This is a genomic window from Streptomyces sp. NPDC058246, assembly GCF_042881985.1.
In the GTDB taxonomy this organism is placed as follows: domain Bacteria; phylum Actinomycetota; class Actinomycetes; order Streptomycetales; family Streptomycetaceae; genus Streptomyces.
The window spans coordinates 44,900-62,077 of record NZ_JBHVWZ010000024.1 but is presented as its reverse complement, the minus strand read 5'-3'; the positions used below and the strand labels follow the sequence as shown (position 1 = coordinate 62,077).

Genomic DNA, 17,178 nt, shown 5'->3' with positions numbered 1-17,178 from the left:
ACCCCCGGCCGACCGCCCCCCCCGTCACTAGCATTCCGTGGGCGACCATCGAGTGCACCACCCGCTCCGCGTACGGCCTGGCCCGCTGAATTCCCGCGGGCGCCCCCACCCGGGCGCACGCCGGGAAGCCTACCTGTCAGCGAAGCGTGGCGGCGTCCCACAGGTCGCACGGCTGTTCCTGATGGACCGTGGCACTCATCGTGGACGTGGGGCGCGCCGAAGGGGAAGTCGGTGTGCGGCTTGCGCAGCGAGGCGAGGGGCCGAACGGCGGTGAGGTGCGGTCGGCCCCTTGGCGGGCGGAAGCTCCTTCGCGCTCACTCCCCCAGCCATGACGTGGTGACGGCCTGTACGGCCGAGCCGTCGGCGTCGGCGAGCTTGACGCCGGTGAATCCGGCCGCCTGAGCGGAGCTCTGATAGCGGAACGCGGGCTCGGTGGCGGTCAGCGCGTCCACCACGACCTCCGCGCACTCACGTGCCGGCTGCGCCGTGGAGAACGCCTGCTGGATGCGGGCCAGATAGCCGTTGAGCACCGGCTGGTAGTCGCCCGCTCCGGCGACCAGGGCCTCGATGTCCCGATCGGCGTGCACGTTGGCGACGAACTCGGTGGCCACCGCGCCGGGCTCGATCACGCTCACCGCGACACCCAGCCTGCCGGCGACCGGGGCGAGGCTCTCCATCCAGCCCTCGACCGCGAACTTGGCCGCGCAGTAGGCCTCGTTGAAGGGCTGGCCCACCACGCCTCCGACGCTGGTGACCGTGATCAGGCGCCCCTTGGCCGCCCGCAGGTGCGGCAGCGCGGCCTTGGTCACCTGGACGACTCCGAAGAAGTTGACCTCCATCACGTCGCGGACGTCGTCGACGCTTTCCAGCTCGATGGTGCCCAGGTGGCCGGCCCCCGCGTTGTTGATCAGGGCGTCCAGCCGACCGTGGTCGGCGATCACGCCGTCGACGCAGGCCCGGACCGATTCCGGGTCGGTGACGTCGAGCTGGCGGACGTCGACGTCGGGCAGCCGCTCGCGCAGCACTGCGGCCTTGTCGGTGTTCCGCATGGTCGCGACGACCTTGTAGCCCGCCTTCGCGGCGAGTACGGCGGTTTCCAGGCCGATGCCGGTGGACGTGCCGGTGACCAGGGCGATCTTCATGACGAGCCTCCATGATTGCGTGTACACACACATACTATGGTTGTGTGCGCACGCACGCAAACGGGTAGACTCGCCTCGTGACGGAAATCAAGCTGAAGCAGGCGGTACTGGCGGTCGAGGACCACGCGTACTACCGCCTCGTAGGGGTGAGCAGCGACCTGACCTCACGTGCGAGCGCCCGACTGGAACAGGACTTCCGTCTGCCCGCCTCCTGGTTCGAGGTGCTGCTCTGGCTCTACCACCAGGGCGGCCCGCTGTCGGCCACCGACCTGGGCTCCTGCGCGCCGATCAGCCGCAGCCAGGTTTCCCGCGTCATCGACTCCCTGCAGTCCCGAGGCCTCGTCACCCGCGCCCCGTCCGCCATCGACGCCCGGTCCGTCGAGGTGAGCATCACCCCGGAAGGCCGGGACCTCTTCGAACGCGCGGACCAGGCCCGCCGCGAAGCTCTGGCTCCCGCCCTCACGGACAAACTGGACCCGGCCGAGCTGGAGGAGCTGGCCCGCATCCTGCTCAAGCTCAAGGAGTGACGGAATGCCGGCAACCGACGGCGCCCCCTCGCCCGCCCGCAGTATGACCAAGGGCCCCGACCGGAGGTAATCCCCCAGGTCAGGGCCCTTGGTAGCGGTACTGCGCTACCCGGCTCAGCCGTTCGGGCGCAGCGTCCAGACGACCTTCATCTCGCCGGTCACGGCACCGTCCTCGCGCTGGATGGCGATGTCGACGGGGAACTCGGGGCGCTGACCGGCGTCGAGTTCGGCCACGACCTCGGCGGCGGGGCGGCCCAGCGTCGCGGTGGCCGTGACGGGACCCATCGCGAGCTTCTTGTACGCGATCTCGGCGCTGACCGCGAGCGGCACGGCACGAGACAGCTGCCCCCCGAACGCGGCGAGGACGATCGCCCCGCTCGCCGACTCCCCCAGCGTGAACATCGCTCCGGCGTGCGGTCCGCCGACGTGGTTGTGGAAGTCGCCCTGGTCCGGCAGCGCCACCACGGCCTTCTCCGGAGTGGTCTCCACGAACTCGAGGTTCAGGGTCCGGGCCATCGGCACGGTGGCGGCGAGCATCTCGCCGATCGTCATCTGGTCTGCGCTCATGCCAGCATGTTACCCGCCAGTAGTAATCCTTGACCAGCGTCCGCGAATGATCGCCGTATCGTTACGCCTCATGTGGCCAGGAGAGCAGCCGCCGGGGGGCGGGCAGAATCCGCAGCAGCACGGCGGCGAACACCCGAATCCCTACCAGCAGCCGGGATATCAGCAGCCCAACCCTTATCAACAGCCGCCGGGGCCGTGGAACGCGCCGACGGCCACCGCAGGTCCCACGACACCCGCGGCACCTCCCCCGCCGGGCGGCGACGGCGGCGGCAGGACGAAGGTCGTCGCGATCGTCACGGCCGCCGCTGTCGTCATCGCCGCGGGAGTGACCGGAGCCGTCCTGCTCGGCGGTGGCAAGGACGACAGGACCGATCCCGAGCCGACCAAGTCCCCGTCCCGGCAGTCGAGTCCGGCGAGCGGCCCCCGGGCCGGCGGCGACGCCGAGAAGCCCACCGTCGCCGGCTGGAAGGCCGTGGTGAATCCTCAGCGCGGCATCGCCTTCGACGTGCCCGCGGACTGGGGCCTGAAGTCGACGAGTTGGGTCACGTACGTCTCCGCGAACGACGATCCCGCTGACACGCCCCTCGTAGGGGTCGGAGCCCCTGCTCTCCTCAAGGAGAAGTGGTGCGGTACCGACGAGGACAAGGACGGCACCAAGGAGTACTCGATGCTCGCGGGCGCCGGAACCAAGCGCAACAACGGGGCGAAGAGCCCCGAGGAGGCCGCCCGCGCCGATGCGGCGACGTGGGTCTACGGCGCCTTCGCGCAGCCCGACAAGAAGCTCGTCACGTCCGGTGCGGTGGAGTCGTACACGACGAACTCCGGCATCACGGGCAGTCTGGCCACCGCGTCCTCGGCCGGTGTGAAGAAGTCGAAAAAGTGCGCCACCGACGGGAAGGCCACCCTCTTCTCCTTCAAGGACCCTTCCGGCGACATCGTGTCGTGGGAGTTCTTCGGCGCCCAGGGGGTGTCTGAGGAGGTACCGGACGCGACGGTGCGGAAAATCGTGGCCACGGTCCGCCTCTTCAAGGCCCCGTCCGAGTCCTGACCGATACATGGCTGACGAATCGCAGTGACTGAAACATGTCACGGGCGGCACTAAGGTTACTGCCCATGTGGCCAGGACAGCAGCCGCCCGGGGGCGAGCAGAACCCGCAGGACCAGAACCCGTACCAGCAGCAGGGGTACCAGCAGCCGAATCCGTACCAGCAGCCCGGATACCAGCAGACCGGGTACCCGCAGCCGGGACCCCAACAGCCGGGCGCGTACGGGCAGCAGCCCTGGGGAACGCCGGCGGAGCCCCTCGGCGCGCCTCAGGCTCCCGGGGGCAACGGCGGTGGTGACGGCGGCAACAAGACGAAGATAACCGCGATCGTCGCGGCCTCCGCCGTCGTGATCGCGGCCGGGGTCACCGGCTTTCTCGTCCTGGGCGGCGGCAAGGACGACAAGGCGGGCGGGGACCCGTCCAAGTCCCCCACGACGTCGGCCTCCACGTCGCCGAGTGCGAGCGGCGGTGACGACAACCCGCGCGGCGGCAGCGAGGAGAAGGCGACGATCGCCGGCTGGAAGGTCGTGGTGAACCCCAAGTGGGGCACCGCCTTCGACGTGCCCGCGGACTGGGACGTCAAGACTCCCGGCACCTTCATCGGCTTCGAGGACGACAAGAAGGGCGACGGCTCCTCACTGATCGGCATGTCCGCGCCCGCGTTCCTCAAGGAAAAATGGTGCACGTCCGACGACAACAAGGACGGGTACAAGAACGACACCGCGCTGGCCGCCGCGGGCACCAAGGGGCAGAGCGGCGCCAAGAACACCGACGACCCCGCGCGCAACGACTCGGCGTGGTGGGTCTTCGGCGGCTACACCGACCAGAAGGACGCCTCCAAGAAGCTGCTCACCATCGGCAAGCCCAAGCCGTACACGACGACTTCGGGCGTCAAGGGCAGTGTCGCGACGACATACTCGAGCGGTGTCCCCAAAAAGGGCAAGTGCGACTCCGACGGCAAGGCGACCACGTTCGCCTTCAAGAACTCGGTGGGCGACTTCGTCTCCTGGACGTTCTACGGCGCCAAGGGCGTGTCCGATGAGGTGCCGGACGCGACCGTGCAGAAGATCCTCAGCACGGTACGCCTGCACGGTGACCCGACGGGTTCCTGAGCCGCACGGCCGCTCGGGCCCCTGACCGCGTACGGCGGCTCGGCGCGTCCCCGAGACGCCCGCGCCGCCCTTCCTGGGCCGATCAAGCCGGTGGCTAGGGCGACGCCGGTGCCGGGCCTCGCGCAGTTCAGCGAGTCCGGCTCCTGACCGGGCGTTCCGCCGACGTGTCACCCGATGCTGAAGGCTCCGTCGGGCGGCTCGGGTGACGGGACCGCGTTCTCGTCGCCGACGGGTTCGGCGGCGCCGATGAACTCCCGCAGCGTGGGGCCGTGTTCGACGCGCGCCGGGAAGGCGTCGGAGGCGGTGCGGCGGGCGAGGGCGGCCGTGTCGAGGCGACGGTGGGCAGCCACGAGCACCGCGTTGCCGAAGCGACGGCCGCGCAGGACACCCGGTTCGGCGATGAGGGCCAGCTCCTCGAACACCGTCGAGAACGTGGCGAGTTGGGAGCGGAGGAAGGCGAAGGGCGCGGCGTCGGCGAGGTTGGCCAGGTAGACGCCGTCCGCGCGCAGCACGCGCTCGGCGGCGCGCGCGTACGCGGTGGAGGTCAGGTGCGCCGGGACGCGTGAGCCGCCGAAGACATCCGCGATCAGGATGTCGGCGGACTCGGGTGCGGCGGCTTCGAGCCAGGCCCGGGCGTCCCCGCCGTGCACGGTGATGCCAGCGCCCTCGGGCACGGGCAGATGCTCACGGACCAGGGAGAGCAGGCCCCGGTCGGCCTCGACCACGTCCTGTCGCGAACCGGGGCGGGTCGCGGCGACATAGCGGGGCAGGGTGAGCGCCCCTCCGCCGAGGTGCAGAACGTCCAGGGCCGCCCCCGGTTCGACCACCGTGTCCAGGACGTGCCCGAGCCTGCGCGCGTACTCGAACTCCAGGTGTGTCGGCGCGTCCAGATCGACGTACGACTGCGGCGCCCCGTCCACCGTCAGCAGCCACGCCCGCTTCCGGTCGACGTCCGGCATCAGTTTCGCGGTCCCGTGATCCACTGCCCGTGTCACGGGTATCGGCTCTTCCACGCCTCCATTGTGCCGTCCTGCCACCCCTCAGGGGGTCAGGGCCGCCTCCCCCGAGACGACCGGAAGCGGCTCCCGCACAGACGTCCTGCCCCACCTCCCCCGAGCTTGCGTGGCCCTCCTCCTCCGGTGAGGCCCCGGCGTTCGCCAAAAGGCCGAGCCCGCGTCTGTGAGGCGGACGAGCCCTCGTCCCCGTCCCGGACGACACACGCCCGTCCCGGAAGCCACGCCCTCGGCCGGGGCAGCCCCCGTTTCAGCCCCGCCACACCCGGGTGGCTTCCGCCGCATGGATCGAGGCCTGTTTCCGCCCCGCGCGGGCGGCGGCCGCTCTGATCGCGGGGTCCAGGGGGTTGCGTCCGAAGGACTGCTTCGCGTCACGGTCGGGCGTGATGACGGCGACGCGGGCGCCGTGCTCGGCGAGCCGGCGGCCCTGCTCCGCGGCGGAGACGAGGGGGCCGCCGCCCGCCGCCATCGGGGCGAGGACGACCACACGCTCGTAGTCGGCGGCGAGATGGGCATTGGCCGGGGAGTGGACACCCCCGTCGGTCCAGCGGCGGTCCTCGATGGTCACCGGCGGCCAGACACCCGGCACGGCGCAGCTCGCGGCCACGGCGTCCACAAGGGCGACACCGCTGTTCCGGTCGAACACCCGCAGTTCCCCGGTCGCCGTGTCGACAGCGGGCATCCACAGCGGGCGGTCGGGCCACTCGGGCGAGACGAGGCGACTTTCGATCGCCCCGCGGCGTACCGCCTCTGAGGGGGTGTCCGCCCTGAGTGCCATCCGACCGACCTTCCGGCCGTACGCCTCGGGGGTACGCGAGGTCAGCGTGGCCCAGGCGAAACTCAGGTAGACGGACACGCCCAGACGCCCGGCGATCTCTCCCGAGGGCGCGGCGAGTTGGCGCTCGTAGAGCTCTTCCAGTGTCAGCTTGCCCGAGGTGAGCTGGGCGCCGACGGTCGAGCCTGCGGACGTGCCGATCACCAGGTCGGCGTCGGACAGGTCCACGCCGCTCTCCGCCAATCCGTACAGCATTCCCGACAGCCAGCCGATCCCGCTGATGCCTCCGCCGCCGAGCACAAGTGCCTTGCCCGCCATGGTTCCCGCCTCTCCACGACACCGTCTGCGATCAGTCTCGCGCACGGCACTGACATGCGGACGAACGGGTGCCCGCCCCGCTTCAGGGGCGAGCACCCGCGTCGCGCGAGCGGACGTCGGCCGGGCCTCGTCCGACCGGCATCAGGCACCGGTGTCACCCGGCCGGCATCAGGCACCGGTTTCAACCGACCGACCTCAGGCACGCGGGTCACCCGACCGACATCAGCCACCCGTGTCATCCGACCGGCATCAGCCGACCGACGTCACCGTCCCCGCACCGACCGTCCGGCCGCCCTCGCGGATCGCGAAGCCGAGACCGGGCTCGAGCGGGACCTCCCGTCCGAGCTCCACCGTCATCGCGACGGTGTCGCCGGGCCGTGCCACCGCCGTCTCGCCCAGGTCGACGTCGCCGACCACGTCCGCGGTGCGGATGTAGAACTGCGGCCGATAGCCGGTGGAGACGGGCGTCGTACGTCCGCCCTCGCGCGCCGACAGGACGTACACCTGCGCCGAGAAACGCCGACTCGGTACGACACTGCCGGGCGCGGCGACGATGTGCCCGCGGCGGACCGCGTCGCGCGGCACCCCACGCAGCAGCAACGCCACGTTGTCTCCCGCCTGCGCCTCCTCCATGGGCTTGCCGAAGGTCTCCAGGCCGGTGACCACCGTGTCCACGGCCGCGCCGAGGACCTCGACACGGTCGCCGACCCGGATCGTGCCGCGCTCGACGGCACCGGTGACGACCGTCCCGCGGCCCGTGATGGTGAGCACGTTCTCGACGGGCAACAGGAACGGCGCGTCCAGGTATCGCTCGGGCATCGGCACATACGTGTCCACCGCGTCGAGCAGCGCGTCGATGGCCCCTGTCCAACGGGGGTCCCCCTCAAGGGCCTTGAGGCCGGACACCCGTACGACGGGTACGGAGTCGCCCCCGTAGCCGTGCGCGGAGAGCAGTTCGCGGACCTCGAGCTCCACGAGGTCGGTGAGCTCCTCGTCGCCCGCGTCGGCCTTGTTGAGGGCGACGACGATGTGGTCGACGCCCACTTGCCGGGCGAGCAGCACGTGTTCGGCGGTCTGCGGCATGATCCCGTCGAGCGCGGAGACGACGAGGATCGCCCCGTCGAGCTGCGCCGCGCCGGTGACCATGTTCTTGACGTAGTCGGCGTGGCCCGGCATGTCCACGTGCGCGTAGTGCCGGGTGTCGGTCTCGTACTCGACGTGCGCGATGTTGATGGTGATGCCGCGCGCGGCCTCCTCCGGCGCCCGGTCGATCCGGTCGAACGAAACGTACTGGGTGGTGCTGCCGGAGCCGCGCTCGGCGAGGACCTTGGTGATGGCGGCGGTCAGGGTGGTCTTGCCGTGGTCGACGTGACCCATCGTGCCGATGTTCAGGTGCGGTTTGGTGCGCACGTATGCCGTCTTGGGCATGGCTGTACCTCGAAGCCTCTTCAGTGTCAGCGGAACTGAGTGATGGCCCCGGCGCGTACGGGCCGGGACGGGGACCCCGAGGACTTGCCGACCCTCCCCCTGCGGGGTCCGCCGGACGATCCGGGAAGGGTCAGCTTCGGGCGCCGTCGAGAGCGGCCACGATGATCGGGACGGCAGCCTTCGGGGCATCCGCGACTGCGGATGCTGCGAGGAGGAAGGCGTACCGGAACATGAGGAGATCATCGCCCGCGCGTCCGCCCACGTCGAATGGTTTTTCGCGAGCGCCAGTCGAGGGTTACTGGTGGTTCCCCTGGTCCCTCAGGGGCCTTGGGAACCTGAACCTCAGGAGCTTCAGAGGCCTCAGGTGACTCGGACAGGCCTCAGGTAGGCGTCAGGGAGGTGGCCTCAGGTAGGCGTCAGGTAGGTGGCCTCACGTAGACCTCAGGTCCCGATGTTCTTGAGCGCCTCGCGCACGGACAACGGCGCGAGCCTCCCGCGCTCCCGGGCGACGAAGTCCCGTACCGCCTCCGGGTCCGTGTGCGCGTACTCGCGCAGACACCACCCGATCGCCTTCCTGATGAAGAAGTCGGGGTGCCCGGACTGGCGGACGCAGTACCCGAAGAGGCGTTCCGTGTCGGTGGCGTCCTTGAAGCGGAGCTGGTGGAGCAGGGCCGTACGGGCGACCCACAGGTCGCCGTCCTCGATCCACGCGTCCATGTCGGTCCTCAGCCCCGGGTCGGCGGCCACCAGGCCTCCCACCACGTGGGAGGCGAGCGCGTCGACCGTGTCCCACCAGGAGACCGTGCCGACGAGGTGGCGCGCCACCGGCAGGAAGCCCGACGACAACCGCTTCACGTGGCGGCGCAGGTAGTCGACGGCGAAGTAGTGGTACTCGCGCTCCGGCAGCTCCCAGCAGCGCAGGGCGAGCGCTGTGCAGTCGGCCTCTCCGGGGCGGCCGGTGTCCTGGAGGACGGTTCGCGACAGAGCCCGGCGCTCGGGTGTGGTCAGCCCCAGGAAGGGCGCGATGTCCTTCATGTACGCGCGCATCGACACGGCACGGACCGGATCGGCGGCCAAGGCATATGTGGCGGTGAGCCGTGCCAGCACCGTGTCCGCGAGCGCGCTGTTCGGCACCTCGAACCGCGCACCCGACGTTCCGGAAGCTGTGACGCCCATGAGACGAACCATACGGCGATCACACACACTGGTCGGTTAGTGTCGCCGGATGCTCGATGCCACCACCCGCTCTGGGGGCACCGCCACGGCCACTCCCCCGGCCACCGCCACGGAGTTCTCCATCGCCACGGAGTTCGCCGTGGCCGACCCCACCGGCCTGACCGCCCGGTGCACAAGAGTTCTGCTCTCGCCCTGGTCGCGGCTCTCCCTGCTCGTGGTGCTGCTCCTGGCGGCCGCGTCGAGCGTGCTGCTCTTCGAACCGCAGCGGCTGCTCGCCGACGGCTGGCCGCCGCAGCTCGGCGGTGCCGCGGCCGCCGTCGTGTTCGCCGGGGCGTACGGGCTGTGCACGGTCGCGTTCGTGCCCCGGCCGCTGCTCAATCTGGCGGCGGGCGCGCTCTTCGGCTCCCAACTGGGCCTGGGCACCGCGTTGGTGGGCACGGTGCTCGGCGCGGGTGTCGCCTTCGGGCTCGGTCGGATCCTCGGCCAGGAGGCGCTGCGTCCGCTGCTGCGCGCCCGCTGGCTGAAGGCTGCGGACGGGCAGCTCAGCCGCCACGGCTTCCGCTCGATGATGGTGGCCCGGCTGTTCCCCGGGGTGCCGTTCTGGGCCGCCAACTACTGCGCGGCCGTCTCCCGCATGGGCTGGCTGCCCTTCCTCCTCGCGACGGCGCTCGGCTCCATCCCGAACACCGCCGCGTACGCCGTCGCCGGCGCCCGGGCCTCGGCGCCGACGTCGCCCGCCTTCCTGATCGCGATGGGCTTCATCGCCGTACCGGCCCTGGTCGGAGCGGTGGTGGCCTGGCGCAAACGCCACCATCTGCGCGGTCACCGGTAGACCCCACCCCCCAAACGGCTCAGAGCCCTTCCAGCACCATCGCGTTGGCGAGTCCGCCGGCCTCGCACATCGTCTGGAGCGCGTAGCGGGCACCGCGGGCCCGCATCGCGTGGACGAGGGTGGTCGTCAGGCGGGTGCCGCTCGCGCCGAGCGGGTGGCCGATCGCGATCGCTCCGCCGTGCACGTTGACCTTGGACAGGTCGGCGCCCGTCTCCTGCTGCCAGGCGAGGACGACGGCGGCGAAGGCCTCGTTCACCTCGAAGAGGTCGATGTCGTCGAGGCCGAGGCCCGCCTTGCGCAGCACCTTCTCGGTGGCCGGGATGACGCCGGTGAGCATCAGCAGCGGGTCGGAGCCGGTGACGGCGAAGCTGTGCAGCCGGGCGACGGGCCGCAGCCCGAGCCGGGCCGCGGTCTCGCTCGAGGTGATGAGCACCGCCGAGGCGCCGTCGTTGACGGGGCTCGCGTTACCCGCCGTGACGGACCAGTCGATCTGCGGGAAACGCTCACCGAAGGCCGGGTCGTAGTAGGCGGGCTTGAGCCCGGCGAGGATCTCCGTGGTGCTGGCGGGCCGCACGCACTCGTCCCGGGTCACTGCGTCCAGGGGCGCGACTTCGGCGTCGAAGAGGCCGTTGTCCCACGCCGCGGCCGCCTTCTGGTGCGAACCGACCGCGAAGGTGTCCATCCGCTCGCGCGAGATGCCCCACTTGGCGGCGATGAGTTCGGCGCTGATGCCCTGCGGCACCAGGCCCTCCGGGTAGCGCTCGGCGACCCCGGGCCCGAACGGGTCCTTGCCCGCCGGCACGTTCGACCACATCGGAACGCGGCTCATCGACTCCACACCGCAGGCGACGACCATGTCGTACGCGCCGGACATCACGCCCTGGGCGGCGAAGTGGACGGCCTGCTGGGAGGAGCCGCACTGGCGGTCCACCGTGGTCGCCGGCACCGTCTCCGGGAACCCGGCCGAGAGCACGGCGTACCGGGTGGTGTTCATGGCCTGCTCGCCGACCTGGTCGACCGTGCCGCCGATGACGTCGTCGATCAGCGCCGGGTCGACCCCTGAGCGCTCGACGAGGCTGCGCAGTGTGTGCGCGAGGAGTTCCACGGGGTGGACATGGGCGAGGGAGCCGTTCGGCTTGCCCTTGCCTATGGGGGTGCGTACGGCTTCGACGATCACGGCGTCACGCATGGGATGCCTCTCAGGTCTCTGAGGTCAGGGAACCGGCGATGAGTGAGTTCGCTCTCCAAACTCACTGAGTTTGCTTTCCAAACCCGCTAAGTGACTCAAGAGTAGCTCAGTGGGTTGGACAAACCAACCCACCCCTTAGACTGATGGCATGAAGGACGCCCGCCCCTGCTCCATCGCCGAAACACTCGCCCTCGTCGGCGAGAAGTACTCCCTGCTGGTGCTGCGCGAGGTGACGCTCGGCGCCACGCGTTTCGACCAGTTGGTCCGCAACATCGGCGCCCCGCGCGACGTACTCACCGCGCGCCTCAAACGGCTCGTGGACGCGGGCGTACTGGAGAAGATCGAGTACAGCGACCGCCCCAAGCGCTACGAGTACCGGCCCACGCAGGCCGGCCTGGAGCTGGAGCCCGTGCTGATCACGCTCATGGCGTGGGGCGACCGGCATCTTCAGGAACGCGACTTCCGCCCCATGGTGCTGGAGCACACGTGCGGCCATGAGCTGGTGCCCCAGGTCGTGTGCGGGGAGTGCGGCCAGGAGGTCCAGCACGACGACCTGACAGCCCACCCGCAGGCCCCCGGCTGGACGGTGACGGGACCCGCGGCGGCGTAGCCGGAAGCGCGGCCCGGCGCCGCCCCGGACCGCGCCCTTCACCTGCCCGGACCGGTGCCCTCACCAGCCCGGACCGGTGCCCTTCCCTGCCCGGACCGGTGACCCACGCCTGCCCGGACCGGTACCCTTCGCCCGCCTGAGAACGTCGCTGCCGAGCCTGGCTCCACGAACCCCGCCGCACGCCCGCGAAGGCCGCTCCCTCACACCCGCGACGGCCGCTCTCTCCGCCGGCGAAGGCCGCTCCGCACGCCGGCGAAACCCCTGTGGCCGGGCTGTCGCAAGGGGACGCTACGCTGCCCCACACACCCGTGATCACCGTGACCGACGGCACGGCGTGCCCATCTCCCCCTCCACGATCAGCACTTGGACCACGTAACTTCATGTCTTGGTTTGAATCCCTCATCCTCGGACTCGTCCAGGGGCTGACCGAATTCCTTCCCGTCTCCTCCAGCGCGCATCTGCGCCTGACCGCCGCGTTCGCGGGCTGGAAGGACCCGGGCGCGGCCTTCACCGCCATCACACAGCTCGGTACGGAGGCCGCCGTACTGATCTACTTCCGCAAGGACGTCGGACGGATTCTCGCGGCATGGTTCCGCTCGCTCACCGACAAGGCGATGCGCAGGGACCACGACGCGCAGATGGGCTGGCTGGTGATCGTCGGCTCGATTCCCATCGGCGTGCTCGGCGTGACGCTCAAGGACCAGATCGAGGGGCCGTTCCGCGATCTGCGGGTCACCGCGACCATGCTGATCGCCATGGGTGTGGTCATCGGCGTCGCCGACCGGCTCGCGGCGCGCGACGAGACGGGCGGCCGGCACCGTGCCGCCAAGCAGCGCAAGACACTTGAGGACCTGAACGCCAGGGACGGCCTGCTGTACGGCGTCTGCCAGGCGATGGCGCTGGTGCCCGGCGTCTCCCGCTCCGGCGCGACGATCAGCGGCGGCCTGTTCATGGGCTACACCCGCGAGGCGGCGGCCCGTTACTCCTTCCTCCTCGCCATGCCGGCCGTGCTCGCCTCCGGCGCCTTCGAGCTCAAGGACGCCGCGGCGGACGGCCATGTCTCCTGGGGGCCGACCATCTTCGCGACGGTCATCGCGTTCACGGTCGGTTACGCCGTCATCGCATGGTTCATGAAATTCATCTCCCACAAGAGCTTCATGCCGTTCGTCTGGTACCGGATCGCGCTCGGTGTCGTCATCATCGCGCTCGTGGCGACGGGGGGACTGAGCCCGCACGCGGCGGAGTCGGCGGGCTGACGGCTCACCCGCCGGTTTCTCGGATCCGCGCCCAACGCCCGCCTGCGGAGGGCCGGTTCGGAGCCGTGACGAAGCACATACGGCATGAGTAGCCGCCCGGTAGCGCAGTGTCAGTCCTTACCCCTAGGCTTGAGGCATGTCCCCCGATCTCACTCCCTCTGGTTCCGCGCGGTCTGCCGCCGCGTTAAACGAGCAGATCCGCGCCCTGTGGATGCGCGCGGGCGGTTCTCTGTCCGCGCAGGAGCGGGCGGAGTACGAACTGCTGGTCGTGAGGTGGGCGGAAGCGATACGGGGAGCGGTCGTCGAGGCGGCGTGAGAGCGACGGGGTCAGGCAAACCCGCTCAACTCCCGTCGAGAGGCGCCCTCGCCAAGAGACCAAGAGGCTCCCGTCACCGTCCGCCGGACACCCGGAGCACCGCCCCCGTCGCGTATGACGAGTCGGGCCGCGACATCAACCACGCGAGCGCGGCGGCGACTTGCTCCTGAACCCGCCTGCTGATGTCGTCAGCGCCGCGTTCCTCGCAGCGCGGCCAATGAGCGTTCGAGTGCGTCGCGGCTTTCAACGGCTTCAGGATGTTCGGCGTCCAGGATCCGCGTCCTCGCCTGAAGTACGTCTCTGTGCATGCGCGCCGCCTCCCCGAACTCACCGAGCCCGTGCAAGGCCGTGGCGAGCGCGTGGCGGCCGTTCAGGGTGCGGGGGTGATCGGGGCCCAGCGTCTCGTGGGCGATCCGCACCGTCTCGCGCGCGAGACGAGCGACTCGCGCGTATTCGCCGAGGCGGTTCAGCGAGTCGGCCAGGTGGTTGAAGCTGGAGATCGTACGAGGATGAGTGGGCCCCAGCACCCGCGCGCGGATCTCCGCCACCTCGGTATGGATGTCGGCAGCTTCCCGGTGACTTCCCAAGCTGTCCAGGGCCAGAGCGAGAACATCACGACTCGCCAGCGTTTCGGGATGGTCCGGTCCGAGCGCCTGGGTCAGGGTGCTGGTGGTGACCCTGGCCAGTTCGAGGGCCTCTGCGTGATACCCCAGGTACCGCAGTGCCCTCGCGAGGTGATGACGGCTGGAAATCGTATCGAGGTGATGCGGGCCGAGCACGCGGGTCCGCGCGGCCAGAACCTCCCTGTGCCGTTCGATCGCCGCGCTGTAGTCCCCCATGGCGCGTAGCGCGCGAGCGTACTTGCTGAGGCACTCCAGAGTGTCCGGGTGGTCGGCGCCCAGAACCCGCTGACACATGTCGTGCGCGCTCCGCCGCAAAGCGAGCTGGAGCGGATGGGCGCCCGCGTCACTGAGGAGCGCGGCGAGATTCTCCAGTGCGTCCCGGGCATCGGGCAGTGGAATGGAGCCGTCCGTGCCGAGTTCGGCGACCAGGGCGAAGTGAGGTGCGATGAGGCGGCCGCGGTCCCATGACGACTGCGAGACTTGCGACAGCTCCCGGGCCCGGGACATCAGATGCAGCGCGACCTTCCGGCGCCACCCGGGAGCGTCCGCTGTCGTCGTGGACAGAATGTACGCGTTCACTTCGCGCACCAGCGGGTGAAGGACGAGACATGTGGCTGAGGCATCACCGGCGTGGGCAATCTCCACGGCCTGCAGAAGGTCGTAACGGCGGAGACCGGACAGGGCGTCGTCGAGGGCCCCTTCGGTGACGGTTCCGTCGATGACCGCCCCGACGAAGTCACCGACGATCAGGTCCCTGGGAATGGGAGCGTCGGCGAACAGCGACAGCAGCCGCAGAACGGGGCGGGCGAGCGGCCTCCCGTCCGAGACGAGCTGGTCGAGGGAGATCTCCCAGGTATGGCGGACCACGTCGCGGGCTACTTCTGGGTCGGTCGCATCGGGCTGTTCCGGGCCGAGCAAGGGAGACAGATCCTGGTCCAGCGCCTGCTGGTAAGCGGTGAACGCGCGATACCGGCTGGTCTGCTCGGTCAGGTAGCGGCCGGCTGCCCGCAGCGCAAGGGGCAGACCTCCGAGGCGGGCGGCGAGCGACTCGGCCTCGGACAACGTGCCCGCCCGGGGGGCCAGGTCGAGGAGTACCTGTCCTCCTGCCGTCGTGGTCAGCGGCCGGAGCCTCAGCAGTTCGGCTGCCGGGCCCCAGACCTCCTGGCTCGTGTCACGACTCGTGACCAGTAGGAGGCCGCCGCCATAGGGCCGGATCCAGCCGCGGTAGTCACTGAGATGCTCGGTGGCCGGGACGATCGGGCTCGGATCGTCGATGTTGTCGATGACCAGCAGCCACTTGCGGGTGCGGGCCAACTGCAGCCAGAAGACGTCCGGCATGTTGTCATGACCGGCCCTGGCCCGGTCCAGGAGCGCGGACGGAAGGCCGCAGTCAACGGCGACCTGTGTGAGTTGTGCCTGTAAGGACTCGAGGCCTTGCCACCGTACCCAGTACACGTCGTAACCGGTTTCCGCCGCGTCGGCGCACAGCATCGCGGCCACCGTGGTCTTCCCGATGCCGCCCCCTGCGCAGAGCACGGCGAAGCGTCCGTTCGGTGTGCGGAGCATGTGCGTGAGACGGTCCAGTTCCGTACGTCGGCCATGTATCCGCTCCGTCTCGATGTGCGGGGGGCGAAGGGAGACGGGACTCACCGAGGCGAGTCGGCGTACGGAGGTCAGCGTCGAGGGCGTTAGCGCCCCACCGTCCAGGCGCGTGCTGAACCACGTCAAGCCGACGCTGAGCAGGGCCAGTGCGGCGAAAGTCGGCCAGATCACCCAGGCATGGCCGGCCCACGAGGGTACGGAGGCGCTGGCGTAGTTCGTCACCGGTCCCAGGAGCACCGTCAGGGCAGCCAAGGATCCGGAGATTCCCGCACCCGTACGGGCCTGAGACCGACGCCGCATGACCTGCTCCTCGCCCAGCGTGTCGTTGCCTGGCTATCCATGCCCGCGGCTCCGGCCGGCGACACCGGAGCGTCACGAGGTGCCCGTCCGAAGCAACTGACAGCCCGTGCAAGGCCCGTGCAGGGACGGACAGCGAGCTGGAGAACCAGCCATGGTGCCGACCATGGAGCTCGGGCCATCGGGCAGGTGCGCGGTCGGCGTGCCGCTTCTCGTGTCGCCCTTCATCGGTCCGGCGACCATCCGTTAGGCTCGCTTCGCCACAAAAGTCCCGATTTTCATGGAGGGCAGGACGGCAGGGATCAATCGCGAGCGCGTCGTCAGAACGCTGACGTTCTGGCTGCGTCCTGCCTTCGCGTTGCGGGTCATCAACCGGTTTCAGAAGATCGTGGGTTTCGACCGCTCGATGGCCCTGGCGTCCAGCGCCTTGACGGCGTTGATCCCCCTTTCCATCCTCTTTGGCGCCGTGTTGAACAACTTCGTGCACTACGACGCCGCAGAGCGGATCATCAGCCGTTACCACCTCACCGGAGCAGGCGCCGCGGCAGTCAGCTCCCTGCTCTCTCCCGCCGAAGGCTCCAGTGCGGGCGTGGGCGTCTTCGGGGTCGTGTTTCTGATGATCTCGGTGCTGAGTTTCGCGCGAGCAGCGCAGCGGCTCTTCGAACAGGCGTGGGAACTCAAGCCCCTCAGTGTGCGCAACACGCGCAACGGCTTGTGGTGGATCCTCACACTCGGTGGCTACGCAGTGGTCACCGCGTTGCTCTCCGCGCTCCTCGGCGGGGGCGCGCTGGGTCTGGCCGCCTCAGTGTGCGAACTGCCGGTGACCGCGGCATTCCTCGTCTGGAGCGGCTGGATCCTGTCGGCGAAGCGGATCAGCCGGCCGGACCTGCTGCCCTTCGGCGTCACCGCCGCCGTTCTGACGGCGGCCTATTCAGTGGGCGCGACCATCTATATGCCGCGCCTCTTCAACTCCTCCGCCGCACGCTACGGGGTGATCGGTGCCGTCTTCGCGATGATCTCCGCCCTCTTCGCAGCGATGCTCGTCCTGGTTGCGTCGGCGGCGCTGGGGCGAGAAGTGCGGGACGAGCTCAGCCAGATCCGTCAGGGCCACCGCCCTTCCGACCACGAGGTCCGCCGGCAGTGGGACAGCGTGGTCGAGCACACACGGTCGCGGTGGCGCTCGGCTCGGGGACAGGTCTCTCATCACCAGGTCAAGGGCCCGAACCCCTGAGAGGCACCCGACCGGGTTCGCGATCGAGGTGTGAGGCGGGTCGGGTCACCACACCCTTTCTCACCACCTGATGTACACCCGTCGGCTCTGGCTCCGGCGCCGGATCCAGGGAAGGAGGT

The 17,178-nt window shown here is 70.0% G+C and carries 16 protein-coding genes and 1 pseudogene; 8 read left to right on the top strand and 9 right to left on the bottom strand.

Translation table 11 applies throughout. The features are described 5' to 3' along the window. Nucleotides 1-314 precede the first annotated feature (314 nt). Complete coding sequence (locus ACFVXA_RS28965) at nucleotides 315-1,142, bottom strand: SDR family oxidoreductase (RefSeq protein ID WP_362027662.1); 828 nt, start codon at nucleotides 1,140-1,142, stop codon at nucleotides 315-317. A gap of 77 nt (nucleotides 1,143-1,219) precedes the next feature. Here ACFVXA_RS28965 and ACFVXA_RS28960 point away from each other — a divergent pair, with 77 nt between their 5' ends. Next, the gene (locus ACFVXA_RS28960) at nucleotides 1,220-1,669 is read left to right on the top strand and encodes a MarR family winged helix-turn-helix transcriptional regulator (RefSeq protein WP_390027468.1); all 450 of its coding nucleotides are present in this window, start codon (nucleotides 1,220-1,222) and stop codon (nucleotides 1,667-1,669) included. Nucleotides 1,670-1,783: 114 nt separating this feature from the next. On the opposite strand, the gene ACFVXA_RS28955 is transcribed toward ACFVXA_RS28960, so the two are convergent. Next, complete coding sequence (locus ACFVXA_RS28955) at nucleotides 1,784-2,221, bottom strand: DUF4442 domain-containing protein (protein WP_384024258.1); 438 nt, start codon at nucleotides 2,219-2,221, stop codon at nucleotides 1,784-1,786. An 85-nt stretch (nucleotides 2,222-2,306) separates the two neighbouring features. Here ACFVXA_RS28955 and ACFVXA_RS28950 point away from each other — a divergent pair, with 85 nt between their 5' ends. Together ACFVXA_RS28950 and ACFVXA_RS28945 are read left to right on the top strand one after the other, a co-directional pair. Then, on the top strand, nucleotides 2,307-3,284 hold the full coding sequence (locus ACFVXA_RS28950; RefSeq protein WP_390027466.1) for a hypothetical protein: 978 nt from the start codon (nucleotides 2,307-2,309) through the stop codon (nucleotides 3,282-3,284). 65 nt (nucleotides 3,285-3,349) lie between these two features. Beyond that, nucleotides 3,350-4,393, top strand: coding sequence for a hypothetical protein (locus ACFVXA_RS28945; protein ID WP_390027463.1), 1,044 nt, complete (start codon nucleotides 3,350-3,352; stop codon nucleotides 4,391-4,393). Nucleotides 4,394-4,560: 167 nt separating this feature from the next. Here ACFVXA_RS28945 and ACFVXA_RS28940 read toward each other — a convergent pair whose 3' ends face one another. The 4 genes from ACFVXA_RS28940 to ACFVXA_RS28925 all read right to left on the bottom strand — a co-directional run bounded on the left by ACFVXA_RS28940 (nucleotide 4,561) and on the right by ACFVXA_RS28925 (nucleotide 9,103). Beyond that, a complete protein-coding gene (locus ACFVXA_RS28940) occupies nucleotides 4,561-5,406 on the bottom strand; it encodes a spermidine synthase (RefSeq protein ID WP_390027461.1) in 846 nt (281 codons plus the stop codon). 250 nt (nucleotides 5,407-5,656) lie between these two features. Further along, nucleotides 5,657-6,499 carry a patatin-like phospholipase family protein gene (locus ACFVXA_RS28935; RefSeq protein WP_383746092.1) on the bottom strand — a complete coding sequence of 281 codons (843 nt, stop codon included), beginning with the start codon at nucleotides 6,497-6,499 and terminating at the stop codon, nucleotides 5,657-5,659. 249 nt (nucleotides 6,500-6,748) lie between these two features. Next, complete coding sequence (gene tuf / locus ACFVXA_RS28930; RefSeq protein WP_384399836.1) at nucleotides 6,749-7,927, bottom strand: elongation factor Tu; 1,179 nt, start codon at nucleotides 7,925-7,927, stop codon at nucleotides 6,749-6,751. Nucleotides 7,928-8,368: 441 nt separating this feature from the next. Next, entirely contained in the window at nucleotides 8,369-9,103 is a 735-nt protein-coding gene (locus ACFVXA_RS28925; protein ID WP_389468228.1) for a DNA alkylation repair protein, read from the bottom strand. 49 nt (nucleotides 9,104-9,152) lie between these two features. On the opposite strand from ACFVXA_RS28925, the gene ACFVXA_RS28920 reads away from it, so the two are divergent. Continuing rightward, nucleotides 9,153-9,935, top strand: a complete 783-nt coding sequence (locus tag ACFVXA_RS28920; RefSeq protein ID WP_362027684.1) for a VTT domain-containing protein — start codon at nucleotides 9,153-9,155, stop codon at nucleotides 9,933-9,935. A gap of 19 nt (nucleotides 9,936-9,954) precedes the next feature. Here ACFVXA_RS28920 and ACFVXA_RS28915 read toward each other — a convergent pair whose 3' ends face one another. Continuing rightward, nucleotides 9,955-11,124, bottom strand: coding sequence for a thiolase family protein (locus ACFVXA_RS28915; protein ID WP_362027687.1), 1,170 nt, complete (start codon nucleotides 11,122-11,124; stop codon nucleotides 9,955-9,957). Between the two features lie 148 nt (nucleotides 11,125-11,272). Between ACFVXA_RS28915 and ACFVXA_RS28910 the strand changes: the two genes are divergently transcribed. The 3 genes from ACFVXA_RS28910 (at nucleotide 11,273) to ACFVXA_RS28900 (ending at nucleotide 13,306) form a co-directional block, all read left to right on the top strand. After that, nucleotides 11,273-11,734: a helix-turn-helix domain-containing protein gene (locus ACFVXA_RS28910; RefSeq protein ID WP_362027690.1), complete on the top strand. Its 462-nt coding sequence runs from the start codon at nucleotides 11,273-11,275 to the stop codon at nucleotides 11,732-11,734. Between the two features lie 380 nt (nucleotides 11,735-12,114). After that, nucleotides 12,115-12,990, top strand: coding sequence for an undecaprenyl-diphosphate phosphatase (locus tag ACFVXA_RS28905; RefSeq protein ID WP_383746087.1), 876 nt, complete (start codon nucleotides 12,115-12,117; stop codon nucleotides 12,988-12,990). Nucleotides 12,991-13,126: 136 nt separating this feature from the next. Continuing rightward, nucleotides 13,127-13,306 (top strand): hypothetical protein, encoded by a 180-nt coding sequence (locus tag ACFVXA_RS28900; RefSeq protein ID WP_362027695.1) that lies wholly within the window; start codon nucleotides 13,127-13,129, stop codon nucleotides 13,304-13,306. Nucleotides 13,307-13,379: 73 nt separating this feature from the next. Here the strand turns inward: ACFVXA_RS28900 and ACFVXA_RS28895 are convergent. Next, nucleotides 13,380-13,472 (bottom strand): annotated as a pseudogene (locus tag ACFVXA_RS28895) (oxidoreductase); the annotation flags it as partial. A gap of 22 nt (nucleotides 13,473-13,494) precedes the next feature. After that, nucleotides 13,495-15,831 carry a tetratricopeptide repeat protein gene (locus ACFVXA_RS28890; RefSeq protein ID WP_390027458.1) on the bottom strand — a complete coding sequence of 779 codons (2,337 nt, stop codon included), beginning with the start codon at nucleotides 15,829-15,831 and terminating at the stop codon, nucleotides 13,495-13,497. Between the two features lie 277 nt (nucleotides 15,832-16,108). Between ACFVXA_RS28890 and ACFVXA_RS28885 the strand changes: the two genes are divergently transcribed. Further along, the gene (locus ACFVXA_RS28885) at nucleotides 16,109-17,059 is read left to right on the top strand and encodes a hypothetical protein (RefSeq protein WP_384399826.1); all 951 of its coding nucleotides are present in this window, start codon (nucleotides 16,109-16,111) and stop codon (nucleotides 17,057-17,059) included. Nucleotides 17,060-17,178: the final 119 nt, after the last annotated feature.